Raw genomic sequence first — 17,062 nt, 5'->3', positions numbered from 1 at the left:
CCCGCTTAAACGGTTCTGCTACACTTACAATAACGCAAAACAATAAAGGGGATACGCTATGAAAATTGCAATTTTGCTAGGGTTGGCTTATTTGCTGGGCTCCATCCCTTCTGCACTTTGGATCGGGAAACTCTTTTATAAGATGGATATCCGCCAGCATGGCAGCGGGAATCTTGGTGCGACGAACACATTCCGTGTGCTCGGCAAAAAGGCCGGCATCGCAGTTACGCTCATGGATATTCTGAAAGGAACTGCGGCGGTCCTGTTATGTTCGCTTCCCTACTTCCAAGATGCGGGCATCCAGCCGCTCGTCGTCGGTTTCTTTGCTGTTCTTGGCCATATCTTCCCCATCTTCGCCAATTTTAAAGGCGGCAAGGCTGTCGCAACATCAGGCGGCGTTCTATTAGGCTATCATTGGCCAGTATTTTTACTCGTTTTACTCACATTCCTGCTCGCCTTGAAGCTGACAAAGATCGTATCGCTGTCGTCCATGATCGTCGCTGTAGTCGGCGTCATTTATGGGGCTGTCTTTTTTGCCGTCACTGGAGACTTCTATCTTCTTCTTATAATAGGTCTGATGGGGATTTTCATTTTCTACAGGCACCGGGCAAACATAGCCAGGATCAAAGCCGGAACCGAGCCAAAAGTGAAGTGGCTGTAATACAATAAGGCAAAGTGAAAGGTGGTGCTCCTGGATGAAAATCGTATTATCAGACGAGGCGCTTGACTGGTTCCGTGACGAAATGGATGCTAGAGCAGGTGATCATATCAAGTTTTTCGCCAGATACGGCGGTGCGAGCCCGCTCCATGAAGGTTTTTCCCTCGGTGTCATGAAAGAAGAGCCGGATGAAGCGGTCGTCCGGACGGAAAAAGACGGAATTGATTTCTATGTGGAGCAGCGGGATGTATGGTTTTTTGCAGGCCATGACTTGCACGTGAACTTTGACCCTGTGCTTCATGAATTGACGTATTCATACGAAAAGGCATGAGCCCATATTAGTCGGTGCATTTAATTTCCAATGCATGGAATGTAATACAACTGTAATGAAGCGGACGAGCCCCTTTACAAAGGGATTCGCCCGCTTCCTGCTTGATCGAGGAAATAATTCCCTTGTCGAACCGGAATTTTTCTATGGTACGGTAATGTCGTCAACAAAACAGACGACTGGGAGGAAGTTTTCATGAAGAAACAAGTTTGGACAGCAGCCCTTGCTGCCGCGTGCTGCGTCAGTGCAATCACCGTACCGGCTTTTCCGGCTGATCATGCTTCTGCCGCTGTGAATACTCAATCTGTCACTAGTGCAGACGCTAAAGCGGATCAATTGATCCAGACGGCAAAAAGCCTGATCGGCAAAGCGACATACAGCAATACTGAATACAAGGATACGTACCCATATAAATTCTCTTGCGCTTCTTTCCTTATGTATGTGTTCGAGAAAAACGGTGTCGATCTTGCCACGTATAATGAGGATTTCATGATACAGCAAGGAACGCCTGTTGCAAAAGGACAGTGGAAGAAAGGCGATCTGCTATTCTTCAAAGCGAAAAAAACCGGAACGGATCCGGATCATGTCGTCATGTATATCGGCGATAATAAGGTTATCCAGATGGCCGATCCAAAGCAGAATATCGTCATAACGGATATGGCAAGCAAACCGTATTACAGTGAAAACTACGTAGGTGCACGGCGGGTCATCCCCGCGCTATTACCGTCGAATAAGACGTTCGGAGACAGGATCGTTTCGAGTGCATTTGAGCTGAAGAGCAAAGCGACAATTGGAAATGTGACAAATGCCGCAGCTTCCCGCTTCACAAACACTTCGTTCATCAACCAGGTTTTCAGTGAAAACGGATCCAACCTTGGCGCATCTGACCTGAAGTCTCTAATGGCGAAAGGCACAACGGTTTCCCGCGCCCAAATGCAAAAAGGGGATCTAGTCTTTTTCAACAGCTCGACAGGTTCCAAGACTCCTAGCCTGGCTGCCATTTATGCAGGAGAACACCGGCTGATTGTTCCGTCATCAGGCAAAGTGCAGTCACGCGTCATGCTTGTCGACTATTATGACAATCATTTCATCACAGCAAAACGGTTAGGAAGCCAATCAGCTTCTTCACCTTCAGGCCAAGCTGGCAAACCTGTCGTGAAGCCATCTACAGAATCCGCGTCAAGCGGCGCTTCAATCGCTTCCTACGCGTCTTCTCTCGCGGGACATGCAAAGTTCGGCTATACGTACAGCGAAGGTTCGCTTACATTCACACCGGCCGGTTTTACGTATTTCGTATACAAAAAACACGGCATCGACTTGTCGACGAAACTTGCCGCGCAGCAAGCGAAAAAAGGGATTGCGGTCTCCAGGACATCACTTCAAGAAGGCGATCTGCTGCTGTTCTCTTCTGATGATAAAGGCAAGAATATTACGCGGACCGGCATATATGCAGGCAATAACAGATTCATCACCCTACGGGAAACCGGGGTTAAGTCGGAGAGCATGCTGTCGGCATGGGCAAAAGCAAACTTTGTCTCTGCCCGTCGCATCAAGTAATCAAGTGGAGGCAACGGCCTCCACTTTTTTTCATTCTCTCAGCTTCTTTGCGACATCGATCAGCCCTTTGCTGGACATCGGGCCTTTGATTAGAATGATTGTGTCTTTATCTAACTTTCCGGCAATCAGCTCTCGGACACGGTCCGCATTCGGGAGCATGCGGATATCTGCCATACTGCCGCTCGTTTTAGCCTGTCTTGCGATTTCAGCCGCCTTGCTGCCTACTGTGATCAGCATGTCGATCTGGTGGGAGGCAATCAGCTCACCGACTTCCTGATGATATTTCTTTTCATACGCCCCGAGACGGTTGATGTCGCCGACGACAAAAATGACTTTCTTCCCTTTTCCGATTTCTCCTACTACACGGAGGGCCGATTCGATAGATGTCGGATTGATTGTCCAGGTATCATCGATGATTGTGCATCCCCCGACTCCTCTAATCACTTGCAGATGCCTTTCCGGATTGCGGAACGTGGCTAGGCGCATGATTCCGTCTTCGATTGAATATCCCATCTCGCTGATTGCGGCAAGGGCAGCCAGTGCATTTGCCACTTGATGTTCGCCGAAACCTGGTACAAAAGCGGAATAGGTCCTGCCTTCATGGATCAAAGAAAAGGCCATGCCATCTGCTGTATAGCGGATATCGGATCCTTTGAATTCGCATGATTCATGGATACCGAAACGGATGATCCTCTTCCCTTTGAACGGAGCTAGCGACACTTTTTTCGTGTTTTCATCGTCGGCGTTCAAGATAAGTGTCCCACCGGGAGCGATGCCGCCGACTATTTCGCCTTTTGCACGGATATACCCTTGCAGGTTGCCGCACCCGTCCAGGTGATGGACACCGATATTGGTCAAGATTCCGATTGTCGGTTTGTAGATCAGGCACTGGTGTTTGATATTGCCGGTATTTCCGAGCCCATGCTCAAATACAGCCGCATCGGTCTTCTTGTCTATTTGCAGTAAGTATGGAAAGGAGCGTCGCGGCTCATTTTTGCTGCTCTCTGAGGCTGCGACTTTATTATCTTTTTCCAGCATATGTCTGATCATTTCCTTCACAGTCGTCTTGCCGCACGTGCCTGTCACAGTAGCGACAGGAATCGAGAACAGGCCGCGATAATAATCGATAAAGGCCCAATACGCCTGTACCAGGCTAGGTACACGGACAACCGTGATGCCGCTCCGTTTCTCGATCATCTCTTCAGCCAGATCAGTGATGACAAGCGACGGTGCTTTCTTCTCTAGACTTCCCCAGTCCACTTCAGTGCTTTTGTTGATAAAAAGCAATGTGTGTGTCCGCCTGTGTTCCTGTCGGCCGTAATAGACAGCATGATGGATCCTGAAATTTTCGTTTCCGTGAACAAGGATTCCGCCCAGTGATTTGCGCACGGTCTGTACATGTATCGGTTGCATCAGTTCTACCTCCCCTCTTTCGCAAGCCGGGTGCGCCTGCGCAGGATCTTTTCGTATATGTCACGGTCAGGCAAAGAACGGAACATGGAAATGTCAGGCATGAAGTTCCCTTCCAGGATGAACACGCTTCCGCACTGGGTGACGGCTATGTCAAAACCGATCAGATCCGGCTCGGGAAGTTCCTTTTCAAGCTGCCTGGAAGCAGTGATGCACAATCTTCCGATCCGGTCTTTTAATGAGGTCACGGACAGATGGGAAACCGTGGACTGGGCAAGGGCTTCTTCAAAAGAGAGCAGACGTTTTGCAACATTGGTGACAAAGAAGCGGTCTGCCGCTACTTTTGCGATTGATCCTGCCTGTACCCATCCGGACGGGGTCTTATGCATGAGTATGCGCAGATCGAACGGACTGCCATCGACTTCCGCAAGCCGTAACTTTCTCTGCACAATGTATGGCTTCCCTGCCATATACCGATCGGCGATCAGATCGTATGCTTCGTCGAATGAAAAGCAGAAATGCTCTTCATCCCAGCAGCGGACTTCATAATGTTCAGCTCCCCGCTTGATCAGCTCAATGATGCCTCTTCCTTCCTGGCCAACGCATGGTTTTAGAATGATTTCCCGGTATGCCTGAAGAAAAGAGGCTGCCTGTTTCCTCGTGCAATAGTCGGTCTCAGGCAAGTAAGGCAGGAGCCGGGTCCGCTCTTTTAATAGCAGATACTGAGTCCATTTGCTGTTGCGGAAATGCAATCGTTTGTTCTTTATCCGGATCTGCCTGTAACCGCCATGCAAGATGGTGAAGGTGACGGTGCGGCAATGGGGGAATCGCTTCACAGCAAGCGCCGCTTCTTCTCGCAGATAGGCGTTGACTGCAGACAGGCGTAGACGAGTAAAGATATCTCCTATTTTGGATAGTCTTCCGCCGGTGATTGAGGCAATCTTCCAAATCCCTTGTTCTTTTCCTTTCCGCATAGTGACGATGCGCTCCGCCTCATCTTTTCCTGTCCGGTGCCAGTCGAAATTCCAACCCATTCCGTCACCTCCCCTGTTTTCTTTTCCCCTGCCTTACATGCAGCCTAGCGCGACGACCGATCCTTGTTTGACATATGCAGGACCGAGCTGATCAAAAAAGCCGATAATCTCAAATTCCGTAACAATATCCGCCTTTTCTCCCGATGGAAGATCACTGAAGATTGCATGGAATGGATAGGTGGCGCCATTCACAACTCCCTCGCCGCGGATGCTGATGTGGCATCTATTGTTATTACCTTCACAAGTAATTGATGTAAACGCTGTGGCATGAAAAGTGAAATTGAATTTGCCTTTCGGATGGCTGTCTGTAAAAACCAGCGATAAAGTGGAGGCACCAGGTGAGGCCACGCACACATCAGCTGTATAATGCAGATTTCCGCAAACCATATAAGGCACCTTTTCAAAAGAGACTCGATTATTCTCGGATCTCGCATTCACTTTGACGCCACAAGGACAAACTGTTCCCATAGATATACCTCCTTTTTATATCGATACTATACGGTATGGAGACTCCCCATCGAATGCCGCGGTGTTTGTCCCATCCTTCCTTGGGAACTGCGAGATGCGGTCAGCCATCATCTTGCAGTGCTTTTGCGATCAGTCCGATCGATTTGCTGTACATATCCCCTTTTACCAGGACGACGGTGTCTTGATCGATGATCTGCCCAAGCAAATCGATTGCGCGCTGATGGCTGTTGAAAGCGAATATCACTTGTATACCTCCTCGGGCGATGGCTTGTTTCGCCATGATGGCCGCATGTTTGCCTACCGTCACCAGGCAATCGATGCCGCTTGCCGCCAGCATATCGCCCGCCTTTTTATGGATCGTATAGCCCCAGGAGCCTAGATCGGTGATCGTTCCGACAACTGCTACTTTCTTCTTTCCTCGCCCAAGTTCTCCGAGGACGCCGAGCGCCGCCTCAAGAGACGTTGTCGTAAGGCTCCATGTATCATCTATAAGCATTGAGCCGCTTTTTCCTCTTCTTATTTGCAGCTGTTTATTCAACGGTTTGTAAGTGGCGATCCGTGAGATGGCATGTTCCATCTTCACTCCTGCCTGTATCGATGCGGCAATCGCACAAAGTGCATTGCGCACTTGATGTTCACCGTACCCAGGCACAAAGGCTCGGTGCCTCCTTCCCTTTTCACGAAGGATGAACTGCATCCCGCCCTCCGCATAACTCACTTGTTCGGCCCTGTAGTCCGCTTGGACCCGCGTAGAGACGGAAATGATTTCTCTTGTGATTTTACTCTTTTCCAGATTTCCAATGACCGGATCATCCAAATTAAGAATCACTCGGCCGCCTGGAGAAACGGCCCCGAACATTTCGCATTTCGCTTCTATATAGCTCTCGATCGTCGTGCAGTAGTTTAAATGGTGGGTGCCGATATTTGTGATGATGCCGACAGTCGGCTTGAAAAATCGCGCGGCATTCAGAATATCCCCCGGTGCACCGACAGCCGTTTCAAAAACGGCCGCGTCCGTTTTGTCATCTATGCTCAGTAGATAATGAAGGTGTGCGGTTCGTGAGTTGTTGCTGCTGCTCGTGCCGACAATCTGCTTATCAGCTGAGAGAATATGCTTGATCATCTCCTTCGTCGTCGTCTTTCCGCTTGTGCCGGTAATAGCGATGACAGGGAGTTCAAAAAGATTCCGGTATGCGTCCACAAAGGTCCAATAGGCAAGGTCTGCATCAGGAACACGGATGATTGTAAGACCCTCAAGCCCACGGTTATCCCCCGCTTCCGTATCCGTGACGAGGACAAGGGGAAAAAAAGGACGAAGCCTTTCCCAATCGACAATATTGACCTTCGTGAATAAAAGGGTATGAGGTTGTTTCACTTGTTTGATTCGATAAGCGCCGTGCCTGATAATGATCTCTTCAGATCCTTGTTCGAGCGTGCCGCCAAGCATTCGTACGATGTCAGCTGCCGTAAGAGGCTTCATTTTTTCCTTCACTCCTTTCCCATGCCTTAGCATATGCGTAGCGCTTTCGCTCCGCTTGGACAGGTGCCTTAAAGATGCCCTCATTTAATGCTGCAGTTCCGGGGAAATGAACCATGGCAGCAGTGATGCATGTACATAGGATAGGAAGGAATGATGTTTTGCTTGTATATAAGGAGTGGGCTTGTTGAAAACTATCATATTCATCGGAACAAACAAATCGGGCTCCAGCCGCGAAGCGATCAAGGCGGCCGCAGAGCTTGGTTATTTTACGGTTTTGTTGACAAAGAACGAACGCCAGCTGATGCAGCGGGAAGAATATGAAGACGTACATGAAATGATCCTCTGCGATGTGGATGATAAAGGAGCGATGCGCCAAGCGACTCAAGCGCTCATCGACCGGGGACATGAAATTAACTTGATCGTCAGTTTTGTCGACTCCTACGTGCATGTGGCATCTGCGCTGCGAGACGAATACTGCAGCAATCTGACAGATACAGCATCACTGACGATCATGGAAAATAAGGCAAGTACACGTGATTTGCTTAAAAACGATCCTTTCACTCCTGAATATCATCTGGTCAGTCCGGAACTTATCGGGTGGTTTGATGAAGAGGATCTGAATTTCCCTTTGCCGGCCATTGTTAAATCACCGCATTCCACAGGGTCCAAGGATGTCATGCTCGCCGAGACACCCGATCAGCTGCTGAAGTTCATGGAAATTCTTTCGAAGAGGTGGCCTGGCGAGCCCGTCATTGTGGAAGAGTATGTCGTTGGTGAACAATATCTGGTGGAAGCGGTCGTCTATGAAGGAAAGGCGCAGATTGCGGGATTTCTGAAGCAGGAAGTGACCAAAGGCAAGCGGTTTATCATCACGGGATACGGAGTCATCACTGACATCCCTCCTCATTTGAAGGAGCCGATCGAGGAGATTTTAGAGACGATCGTCGAACGGTTCCACATCCAATACGGTTCCATGCACATTGAACTGCGCCAGACCAGCCGAGGCTGGAAGATGATTGAGATTAATCCGCGCATCTCTGGCGGTGCGATGAATAAAATGCTGCAAGCCGCTTTTGGATATAATCTGGTCAAAGAGACAATTAAACTGTACCTTGGGGAAGCTCCTGATTTGCTGCCGAAACAAAAGCGTCATGTCTATACCCATCATGTGATCGTCTCGAAAAAAGGCATCCTCGAACGGGTGACCGGAAAAGGAAGGGCCAGAAAGTCGGAAGGTGTCATCGAAGTGTATGTGAAACCGAGGAAAGGCACGCTGCTCATTCCCCCGCTTTCCATGGGACATCGATATGCCTATGTCATCGCAACCGGCGAAAACCTGAAAGAAGCCCGGTCGAATGCTGTTACGGCGGCTGGGGAAATCACATTTCACCTGGCGGAAGAGAAGTGAGAACACGCTTCTCTTCCGCCAGTTTGCCATTGCATCGATGCCTGCAGCCGCATGAATAATGGGGCTGTCCAGAAAGTATAGTACTTATTGCAAGGACTTGAAGAAATATTTTTCAAGAGGATATAGAAAATCGCCAGAAACGGCCGACTCCTGCGGGAACAGCACGAGTCTCAAGACCCCGCAGCGAAGCGAGGAGGCTTGAGCCGTGCCCACGGAAAGCGTGCCGGTTCTGGCGATTTTCGTCTTTGTGGACAACTCCGTTATTCATTTCCTGTAAGTCTGATCCAAAAACTTCACCGTATCAAACATATTCGTCTTGCTGGCTCCTTTTACAAGAATCGTATCGTCTTTTCGGACAAGTTTGGAGAGCAGTGCATGCAGCTTTTCCCGGTCTGTGAAATGATGGATGCGGCTGGCTGGAAAACCGGCTTTCCTGGCGGCTTCCCCGATTTCTTCCGTGCGGAATCCGTATGTGATCAAAACATCGATCCCTTGCTCCTGCACATATCTGCCGACCTTCTCATACTGCGCTTCCCGCAGATCCCCGAGTTCCCGCATTTGTCCGATGATGGCAATTTTACGCTGTCTTGCGATATTGACCAGAACATCAATTGCCGCCTTGACCCCTTCTGGATGGGAGTGGACCGTATCATCGATTACGGTCATATTGTCCTTGAGATCATAGATTGTCAGTCTGCGCGGCGGTTTTCGGAAGACAAGGCCGAGCTTGATGTCGATTTCAGAGAAGCCGAGCAGGCTGCACACGGCGACCGCATTCAGCGCATTATATACATGATGTTCGCCGAGGATCGGGATGAAGAGCTCTGTCTCCTTGCCGCCCAACCGCATTTTGAACGCCATCCCCCCGTCCACATACTTCACATCGTATGCTCTGAAATCAGCTTTTTTCCGGATACCCACCGTAATAATCTTCCCTTTGAAATTCTCAGTTTCTAGCATGCGTGAATTGTCATCGTCCGCATTTACGATTAAAATGCCATGCTGATCCATCCCATGGATGATCTCCGATTTCGCTTTGGCAATTCCGCGCGGATCGCCGCCAAAATTCCCGATATGCGCATGGCCTACGTTTGTCACAATGCTGATTGTCGGCTGAATGATGCTGCAATGCTCCGAGATGACACCCGGATATGCCATTCCGTATTCCAGTACAGCGGCATCTGTTTCCGGCGTGATAAGGGCCGCATGCTGTTTTGTATGTTCGGTCGTGTTCCAGTAATCCTTCGATTCAAACACATTCCATTTCTTTGAGAGGATGGAAGCGACGAATGCCTTTGTCGTCGTTTTCCCCGCGCTGCCTGTTATGCCTATGACCGGCATCCTATCCTTTTCTCCAAGAGAATTGCGTTTTGCCTGCCTGATCTTTTCCTGCACTTTTTTCATGTTCTTCGCCAAGTACATCGCATACCGGATGCCATTTTTCACGACGTCCAGCTCCAAATAGAATGCAGGCGGACAACCTGGCCGCCAGTTCACTTCATATATCCATAACTTTTGGTTCATGTCCATCCCTACATCGACTCCAATTTCATCGATCACTTCCCCGAATTTCACCATTTGCAGCTCATCCAGATGTCGGGCAAGCGAGAGGGAGAAATACTCGAGTCTTTTTCTGATATTGAATGCTTCACTGCCGAACTCCTGCTCCAGAAAAGGATCGAGATAGTTTGTAAAGCCGCCGTTATTTATGTTAGCAATAATAGAGCCTTGCGGAGCCACTCGAGGGTAGATGGTCGTGATCACCCATTCACCCTCTCCATTTTTTTGGACATGGAGACGGAAATCGAATGCCTGGCCCGACTTTGTCACCGATTCGATATATGGCTGGAGAATGTAGGAGCCTTCCTTACACTTCGTCTCCACAAGCTTCGCAAGCCTGTTTTCCGTGTAGGTGGACGTAGCTGAATCGACAGTGACACGGAAGGCGTTATCGTCTTTTTCAAAGAAGTAGATTCCTTTCCCTTTTCTGCCGTCAATCGGCTTGAAAACGACTTTCGGGAACGCTTCCATGAATTTGAACAGCTGTTCAGCACTTTTCACAGTTTCTGAAGGGATCAAGTAACCAGCAAAGTCTTTCGCTTCTTTCAGTCTTCTTGCCACGCTCCACTTATTTCCGATGGAATGTGTTGTAAACGGAATCTCTTTCTTTAATTTTTCAATGATTGATTTGGAACGGGCGAGCTTCTCAGGACTTCCAGCATTATAGATGACATCCGGAAACGGCATGATGCTTTCCCGCCACTTGCCGTTCTCGTATACTTGTCCGCGGATCGAGCGGTTCGTAAAATTCACGCCGCCTGGGGTAAAATAGTAGAATGTCGCCCCTTCTGCTTTTGCAACTGCTGCATACGCATATGATTTGATGACTGTTTCAGGATCTTTGCGATGATGCAGCATCCCAATGACTGTCATAACCCAACTCCCTTTCCTTTGAATGCATACTACTCTAATACATTCGAAGGAAAGGGAGCTTGCAACGGACAAGCGCATAGAAACGGCGTTTTCATCATGTTTTTATTTCATTGATCGGAAAGGGGCGGCCGATCGATTCGATTGGCAGCGGCTGTATACGGGTGAAACGGCAAGGCAGAAGAGAGATTGTGCTGCCGGTGCACCGGAGCGTATAGAATGTGTCAGGATCGGCTGCTGGTCTTCCCTCCATATCGACGGGTTCCAGCATTTCAAGAACCGCCAGGCCCGTTTGTTCATCCAGTTCCGAAAGCTTAAAAAAAGGTGTTCGGCCGTTTAAGTGAAACGCTTCAAATTTTCCGTTTCCTAGTACCAGTTCAAAAGGAATGGAATCATACGGTTTCAGTCTTTGGATGAATTTAGAACGGTCCAATCCGGCTAATGATTGCTGTTCTTTATACAATAGTCGCATCTCTTCACACATACGGCATCGCTGCATTCCATCCCTCCTTCCTAAATGATCGGTTCAATATGGAATACGATGCATTTTGCTGCGTTTACCGCATTGTCTTTTGCCTCTTTGGTGGTTTCACCGAAAGCGACCACATACCCGTATCTCCGGCCCATCGACAGAGGCGGCATAACGAGATCACCGTGCCGTGCTGTCACGATTGCGCTGCTGATTCCTGTGCAATCCTTTGCTTGCTGGATGCCGGTTGCACCAAGGAAATATCCATGTGTCTTTACCGTCAGGCAAGCCATATAAGATGGCCGCGCCTCTACTTTCTGCAATTCAGGCAGTTCCCCGACCATCATCCGGATCACTTCTGCTGGATAAACCACACCATAGCTCTCTTTAAGAAAGTCCATCATGGCATAGCCCGACATGCGAGGATTCACTTCGATGATCTTCCAGCCTGTTGATGAGTGGCGAAGTTCAATGTGAAACGCTGCTTCAAGGATTCCAAGCTTGCTGATAAGTGAATGGACCGCTTCGTCAAGGGATTGCCCTGTATCGCATGGTATCGGCATTCCGGCCCTATAGCCGGTTACAATAAATTCATTCTCTTCGTCAAATTCCTGTATGACAATCGCCATGAAGCGTACTTTTCCTTGCGCAACGAGTACTTCCACCAAGTACTGGGTGCCATCTATGTATGCTTCCACCATGCGTTGTCCGGCAGGCCGCAAGATGTGCCATGCCCGATCCAATTCGTTTTGGTCTCTTACGAGGAGTACATGGCGTGATGCCCGTGAGGCGGTGGCCTTCACAATCGCGGGAAACGAAGTGAAAGCTTCTTTGTGAAATGAATATGCCGGGTTGAGGGCTGACGTATTGAGCAACCTCCGTATTTCGGTTTTGTCCTCCATGATTTGAAGAGCATGTGCGGAGACTTTTGTGCCGCAAATCTCATTGGAAAGCCGGCCTGCCAGAGAAATATACGGGTCGATGAAACTGATGATCGCCTTTGCACCGGGCCCCTCGATTCGTGCCTCTTCCCTGATGACCTCCTCTGTCAGATCGGGAAGGACGCTTATTTTCATGCAGATCGTGTTGAGTTCGGGATCGCTGCGATATTTATTTCTCTTTGTAAGAAGGATGACAGCATAGCCCAGTTTTCGTGAGGCGATCATTGCATCCCTGGCTGGTCCAAAGCTGGACGTTTCGATGAAGATGATCGATTTCAGAAAGATCACTTCCATTCCGGTAAGGGCTATTGTAGTATATGTTTTTTCCCGGCTGGCAAGGTAGGCAAATGCCTGTAAATGAAAAGGACGAAAAACGAAGGACTGCCGCTAGGCGCGCCTCTTCATTTTTCGTCCTCTATGGATAAAACCGTGCAAGCTGATCGGCCTTTCCTTCGCAACGGAGAATTTCCATTTCCCGCTCTCCAAACAGATCGAAATGCGGATAATCCGCCCGATGATCGATCCATTCAGGTCTGAGTCCATACTTCTTGCCCCATTCGATTAACTTTTCCAGATCGGCACACCCCGCTTTTGTGACCGTTTTACACCCGGGAAACCGGTCATCAAGCCAATAATGGGTGAGAAAGGCGATGCGTCCCGCTGCAACTTCCTCTTTCCAGGCTACAAGTTCTGCCCGCTTAATGCCAAATGCCATCAGTCTTGCGCCTTCTGGATTTCTATATACTTCGCATCCCATGCTGGATCGACCTTGCGCAGCGGGACCGGCCGGAAATTATCTCTCTTCACAAGAATATGTTCGCTTGTCGCGGTAGCTGCGATGGTTCCATCTTCATGGAGAATTTCATACCCATAAACCGTGCGGAGCTTGCCATGCGACTCAATCCATGTACGCACAGTGGCTGCCTGTCCATATGTCATGGCGGCTTTGTATTGAATGGACAGATCGATCACGGGAGATAAATACCCTTTTTCTTCAAGACCAGCATACGTGAAGCCGAGTTTTTTGATTAAACTGGTCCGCCCGATTTCCATCCAGACCAGATAATTGGCATGGTAGACGACACCCATTTGATCCGTTTCCGCGTATCTCACTTCAATTTCTTTCTCTGCAATGAACAATCTGATCACCTCTTCCTTTCCATTATACAAAACACGGCTGCAATAATCCGTTTTCACCAATTGAAAAAGCGCCCGGCTGCCCGGACGCTTTTCAAGTGGATCAGTTTGTCTTCATTTTGTCGCGAAGAACCATTTGCAGGATTCCGCCGTGACGGTAGTAGTCGATTTCAACTTCAGAATCGAAACGGGCAAGCGCTTCGAATTCCGTCACTTTGCCGTCTTTGTCTGTCGCTGTCACTTTCAGGATATCACGCGGCTTCACACCTTCCGCGATGTTGACACTGATCTCCTCTTCGCCTGTCAGGCCAAGAGTTTCAGCATTTTCACCCTTCAGGAATTGAAGCGGAAGCACACCCATCATGACAAGGTTCGAACGGTGGATCCGCTCATAGCTTTCCGCGATGACTGTCTTGATGCCAAGCAAGGATGTACCTTTTGCAGCCCAGTCACGGGAAGAGCCCATGCCGTAGTCCTTGCCCGCAAGGATTGCAAGTCCAGTGCCGTCTTCTTGGTAACGCATTGCTGCGTCATAGATCGGGCAGATTTCCTTTGTTGGCCAGTAAGTTGTGTAGCCGCCTTCTGTGCCTTTTGCAATCTGGTTGCGGATCCGGATATTTGCGAATGTACCGCGCATCATCACTTCATGGTTACCACGGCGGGAACCGTAGGAGTTGAAGTAACGCGGCTCCACGCCATGTTCACGCAAGTATTTGCCTGCAGGTGTGTCTTTGCCGATCGCCCCTGCCGGTGAAATGTGGTCAGTCGTGATGGAATCGCCGAATTTACCGATGACACGAAGGCCAGATAGAGCCTGGATGTCGCTTGGTTCTTTCGAAAGTCCTTCGAAGAACGGCGGGTTCTGGATGTATGTCGAGTTCTCATCGAAATCGTACAAGGAATCGTCAGTTGTCTCAATGGCGTTCCAAGCTTCGTTTTCAGTGAAGACGCGCTCATATTCTTTACGGAACAATTCAGGAGTGACTGTCGATTTGACAGCTTCCTTCACTTCCTCAGTAGTTGGCCAGATGTCCTTGAAGTAGACGTCTGTACCGTCTTGTGCACGGCCGATCGGATCCTTTTCGAAGTCGATATCGACTGTTCCTGCAAGTGCATAAGCGACAACAAGCGGCGGAGATGCCAAATAGTTCGCTTTCACAAGCGGGTGGATGCGTCCTTCAAAGTTCCGGTTACCGGAAAGGACGGATGACACGAGCAAGTCGTTGTCAACAATCGTTTTCTCGATTTCAGGAAGCAGCGGGCCGGAGTTTCCGATACATGTCGTACAACCGTAACCGACAAGGCTGAAGCCGATCTTCTCCATGTATGGAAGAAGGCCTGAATCTTTCAGATAGCCTGTAACGACTTTCGATCCTGGTGCGAGCGAAGTCTTTACATATGCTGGAGGCATCAAGCCCTTTTCGACCGCTTTTTTCGCAACCAAGCCGGCTCCGAGCATAACGTACGGGTTCGATGTATTTGTACAAGACGTGATCGCTGCGATTGCAAGATCCCCTGTCTTCATGCCGACAGTGCGGCCATCCGCAAATTCAACTGTACCGCTCTTATCAAACTCTTTCGGGGAAAGGCCGAAACCTTGGTTCCCTTCTGGAGCCACGACAGAGTCATTGAATGATTTCTGAAGTTCGGACATCGGAATCAAGTCTTGCGGACGCTTAGGACCGGCCAAGTTCGGCTCGATCTTCGAAAGGTCAAGTTCAACTACGTCCGTATACTCAGGATGTTCTTTCTCCGGTGTGAAGAACATGTCGTTTTCTTCAAGATATTTCTTGACGACTTTGATATGGTCTTCATCACGGCCAGTGAGGCGCATGTAGTCAAGGGATTCCTCGTCTACCGGGAAGAAACCGCAAGTCGCGCCGTATTCAGGCGCCATGTTTGCGATTGTCGCACGGTCTGCAAGCGGCAATTTGGAAACGCCTGGTCCGAAGAACTCGACGAATTTGCCGACTACGCCGTGTGCACGAAGTGTTTGCGTCACTTTAAGCGCAAGGTCAGTCGCAGTTGTGCCGTTCGGAAGTTCGCCGACAAGTTTCACACCGACCACTTCAGGAATCGGGAAGTAAGATGGCTGTCCGAGCATGCCCGCTTCCGCTTCGATACCGCCGACACCCCATCCAAGAACACCGATTCCGTTGATCATTGTCGTATGGGAGTCTGTACCGACAAGCGTATCCGGATAGGTCTCGAATGTGCCGTCTTCGTTTTCTTTTTCGTGGACAACGCTTGCAAGGTACTCAAGGTTCACCTGGTGGACAATACCTGTTGCCGGCGGTACCGCACGGTAGTTATCATACGCTTTTTGCGCCCAGCTTAGGAACTGGTAGCGCTCAGCGTTCCGCTCGAACTCAAGCTCCATGTTTTTCTGAAGCGCATCCGCTGTGCCGTACGTATCAACCTGTACGGAGTGGTCAATGACGAGGTCGACAGGAATCTCAGGATTGATCTTATCCGGATCTCCGCCCATCTCTGCCATTGCCGAACGAAGAGATGCAAGATCGACGACAACCGGTACGCCGGTGAAGTCCTGAAGGATTACACGGGAAGGCTTGAACGGAACTTCCGCGTCCTTATCCGCATCTTTCCCCCATTTTGCCAAGTTTTCTACGTGTTCATCTTTGATCACATATCCGTCATGTTGGCGCAGGACGGATTCAAGCAGCACTCTGACTGAGTAAGGCAATTTTGAAATATTACCAATGCCAGCTTCTTCTAGTGCTTTCAGACGATAATAGTTATACGTCTTGCCGTTCAGCTCGAACGACTGCCGGCTATTGTGCAAGTTGCTTTTCGCCATTTGGTATTCCTCCTTTTTCTGCTGAAAAGGCCGTAAACGAGCATCTTTTCTCTACTCCATCATAGTACAGCAACGCTCATAAGTAAAATACTTTAAAATTATAGTCTTTCATAAGAAAAAGTGATTGCTTATGAGGATAGATTGTCCAGCTGCTACGACTTAAGGCCGTACTGCTTTGATTTTAAATGATATCGGTTACAAATTAAAGACATTGATATGAAATGCTTGTTCCTTGAGGCTCTTCTATGTGTCTTGACAACTGTCTTTAATTTATTCTTGGTTTATGGCATGATAAAAGAGACCGGGAGAAACCGGTGATTCAGAAAAGGAGTGGGATGGATTGAAAAAAGCTTTATTAGTCATCGACTACACAAATGATTTTGTCGCAGAAAACGGAGCCCTCACATGCGGCGAACCCGGCACGGCCCTTGAAGGCTATATTACATCATTGACCAAGTCGTTCCTGGATGAAAATGAATTCGTTATCATGCCAGTGGATGTTCACAAAGAAGCTGACCCTTATCATCCCGAGAGCCGATTGTTCCCACCGCATAATATAGAAGGAACCGCCGGCAGGGATTTATATGGAAGTCTAGGGCTTTTATATGAAGAACATAGAGAGGACATCCACTGGATGGATAAGACGCGATATAGCGCTTTTGCAGGTACGGACCTCGATATCCGGCTGAGAGCCCGCAACATCAAAGAAATCCATCTAGCGGGCGTTTGTACGGACATTTGCATTTTGCATACGGCAGTCGATGCCTACAATCTTGGCTATTCCATTGTGGTGCACGAAAAGGGTGTCGCCAGTTTCGATCCCGCAGGACATGAATGGGCGCTGCGTCACTTTGAGAATACGCTTGGGGCAGAAATCATCAGATGACAAAAAGGATGGCGGAGCAAGTTGCTTCGCCATCCTTT

Annotated in this window: 15 protein-coding genes; 5 read left to right on the top strand and 10 right to left on the bottom strand. The window is 49.1% G+C overall.

Features of this window, described 5'->3' with window-relative positions; translation table 11 throughout:
• The first annotated feature begins 58 nt into the window (after positions 1-58).
• The 3 genes from plsY (at position 59) to ACZ5FK_RS02145 (ending at position 2,543) form a co-directional block, all read left to right on the top strand.
• Entirely contained in the window at positions 59-661 is a 603-nt protein-coding gene (gene plsY / locus ACZ5FK_RS02155) for a glycerol-3-phosphate 1-O-acyltransferase PlsY (protein ID WP_464806275.1), read from the top strand.
• A gap of 34 nt (positions 662-695) precedes the next feature.
• On the top strand, positions 696-989 hold the full coding sequence (locus ACZ5FK_RS02150; protein WP_464806274.1) for a HesB/YadR/YfhF family protein: 294 nt from the start codon (positions 696-698) through the stop codon (positions 987-989).
• A gap of 192 nt (positions 990-1,181) precedes the next feature.
• Positions 1,182-2,543, top strand: a complete 1,362-nt coding sequence (locus ACZ5FK_RS02145; RefSeq protein ID WP_464806273.1) for an NlpC/P60 family protein — start codon at positions 1,182-1,184, stop codon at positions 2,541-2,543.
• 30 nt (positions 2,544-2,573) lie between these two features.
• Here ACZ5FK_RS02145 and ACZ5FK_RS02140 read toward each other — a convergent pair whose 3' ends face one another.
• The 4 genes from ACZ5FK_RS02140 to ACZ5FK_RS02125 all read right to left on the bottom strand — a co-directional run bounded on the left by ACZ5FK_RS02140 (position 2,574) and on the right by ACZ5FK_RS02125 (position 6,935).
• The gene (locus ACZ5FK_RS02140) at positions 2,574-3,956 is read right to left on the bottom strand and encodes a Mur ligase family protein (RefSeq protein ID WP_464806272.1); all 1,383 of its coding nucleotides are present in this window, start codon (positions 3,954-3,956) and stop codon (positions 2,574-2,576) included.
• A 5-nt stretch (positions 3,957-3,961) separates the two neighbouring features.
• Entirely contained in the window at positions 3,962-4,987 is a 1,026-nt protein-coding gene (locus ACZ5FK_RS02135; RefSeq protein ID WP_464806271.1) for a YheC/YheD family protein, read from the bottom strand.
• A 33-nt stretch (positions 4,988-5,020) separates the two neighbouring features.
• Positions 5,021-5,455 (bottom strand): hypothetical protein, encoded by a 435-nt coding sequence (locus ACZ5FK_RS02130; RefSeq protein WP_464806270.1) that lies wholly within the window; start codon positions 5,453-5,455, stop codon positions 5,021-5,023.
• A gap of 100 nt (positions 5,456-5,555) precedes the next feature.
• A complete protein-coding gene (locus tag ACZ5FK_RS02125; protein ID WP_464806269.1) occupies positions 5,556-6,935 on the bottom strand; it encodes a Mur ligase family protein in 1,380 nt (459 codons plus the stop codon).
• Between the two features lie 184 nt (positions 6,936-7,119).
• Between ACZ5FK_RS02125 and ACZ5FK_RS02120 the strand changes: the two genes are divergently transcribed.
• On the top strand, positions 7,120-8,343 hold the full coding sequence (locus ACZ5FK_RS02120; protein WP_464806268.1) for an ATP-grasp domain-containing protein: 1,224 nt from the start codon (positions 7,120-7,122) through the stop codon (positions 8,341-8,343).
• 264 nt (positions 8,344-8,607) lie between these two features.
• On the opposite strand, the gene ACZ5FK_RS02115 is transcribed toward ACZ5FK_RS02120, so the two are convergent.
• The 6 genes from ACZ5FK_RS02115 to acnA all read right to left on the bottom strand — a co-directional run bounded on the left by ACZ5FK_RS02115 (position 8,608) and on the right by acnA (position 16,138).
• A complete protein-coding gene (locus tag ACZ5FK_RS02115) occupies positions 8,608-10,776 on the bottom strand; it encodes a YheC/YheD family protein (protein WP_464806267.1) in 2,169 nt (722 codons plus the stop codon).
• Between the two features lie 94 nt (positions 10,777-10,870).
• Positions 10,871-11,272 carry a hypothetical protein gene (locus ACZ5FK_RS02110; RefSeq protein WP_464806266.1) on the bottom strand — a complete coding sequence of 134 codons (402 nt, stop codon included), beginning with the start codon at positions 11,270-11,272 and terminating at the stop codon, positions 10,871-10,873.
• Between the two features lie 14 nt (positions 11,273-11,286).
• Positions 11,287-12,477 (bottom strand): ATP-grasp domain-containing protein, encoded by a 1,191-nt coding sequence (locus ACZ5FK_RS02105; protein ID WP_464806265.1) that lies wholly within the window; start codon positions 12,475-12,477, stop codon positions 11,287-11,289.
• A 121-nt stretch (positions 12,478-12,598) separates the two neighbouring features.
• On the bottom strand, positions 12,599-12,898 hold the full coding sequence (locus tag ACZ5FK_RS02100; protein WP_464806264.1) for a hypothetical protein: 300 nt from the start codon (positions 12,896-12,898) through the stop codon (positions 12,599-12,601).
• A complete protein-coding gene (locus ACZ5FK_RS02095; protein ID WP_464806263.1) occupies positions 12,898-13,323 on the bottom strand; it encodes an acyl-CoA thioesterase in 426 nt (141 codons plus the stop codon). Before ACZ5FK_RS02095 ends, ACZ5FK_RS02100 begins: the two co-directional genes overlap by 1 nt.
• Positions 13,324-13,423: 100 nt before the next feature.
• Positions 13,424-16,138, bottom strand: coding sequence for an aconitate hydratase AcnA (gene acnA / locus ACZ5FK_RS02090; protein ID WP_464806262.1), 2,715 nt, complete (start codon positions 16,136-16,138; stop codon positions 13,424-13,426).
• 340 nt (positions 16,139-16,478) lie between these two features.
• Here acnA and ACZ5FK_RS02085 point away from each other — a divergent pair, with 340 nt between their 5' ends.
• A complete protein-coding gene (locus ACZ5FK_RS02085; RefSeq protein WP_464806261.1) occupies positions 16,479-17,024 on the top strand; it encodes a cysteine hydrolase family protein in 546 nt (181 codons plus the stop codon).
• Positions 17,025-17,062: the final 38 nt, after the last annotated feature.

The sequence above is a fragment of the Sporosarcina sp. GTC18466 genome, from assembly GCF_055389225.1.
The sequence above is the reverse complement of the archived record's forward strand: the minus strand, read 5'-3'. Positions and strand labels throughout refer to the sequence as shown.

Bases quoted from the DNA above. Each gene is read 5' to 3' on its own strand.
- ACZ5FK_RS02115 (WP_464806267.1), bottom strand. From the start codon at position 10,776: ATGACAGTCATTGGGATGCTGCATCATCGCAAAGATCCTGAAACAGTC.
- ACZ5FK_RS02125 (WP_464806269.1), bottom strand. From the start codon at position 6,935: ATGAAGCCTCTTACGGCAGCTGACATCGTACGAATGCTTGGCGGCACG.
- ACZ5FK_RS02140 (WP_464806272.1), bottom strand. From the start codon at position 3,956: ATGCAACCGATACATGTACAGACCGTGCGCAAATCACTGGGCGGAATC.
- ACZ5FK_RS02150 (WP_464806274.1), top strand. From the start codon at position 696: ATGAAAATCGTATTATCAGACGAGGCGCTTGACTGGTTCCGTGACGAA.
- ACZ5FK_RS02100 (WP_464806264.1), bottom strand. From the start codon at position 12,898: ATGGCATTTGGCATTAAGCGGGCAGAACTTGTAGCCTGGAAAGAGGAA.
- ACZ5FK_RS02145 (WP_464806273.1), top strand. From the start codon at position 1,182: ATGAAGAAACAAGTTTGGACAGCAGCCCTTGCTGCCGCGTGCTGCGTC.
- acnA (WP_464806262.1), bottom strand. From the start codon at position 16,138: ATGGCGAAAAGCAACTTGCACAATAGCCGGCAGTCGTTCGAGCTGAAC.
- ACZ5FK_RS02130 (WP_464806270.1), bottom strand. From the start codon at position 5,455: ATGGGAACAGTTTGTCCTTGTGGCGTCAAAGTGAATGCGAGATCCGAG.
- ACZ5FK_RS02135 (WP_464806271.1), bottom strand. From the start codon at position 4,987: ATGGGTTGGAATTTCGACTGGCACCGGACAGGAAAAGATGAGGCGGAG.
- ACZ5FK_RS02105 (WP_464806265.1), bottom strand. From the start codon at position 12,477: ATGGAAGTGATCTTTCTGAAATCGATCATCTTCATCGAAACGTCCAGC.
- plsY (WP_464806275.1), top strand. From the start codon at position 59: ATGAAAATTGCAATTTTGCTAGGGTTGGCTTATTTGCTGGGCTCCATC.
- ACZ5FK_RS02110 (WP_464806266.1), bottom strand. From the start codon at position 11,272: ATGCAGCGATGCCGTATGTGTGAAGAGATGCGACTATTGTATAAAGAA.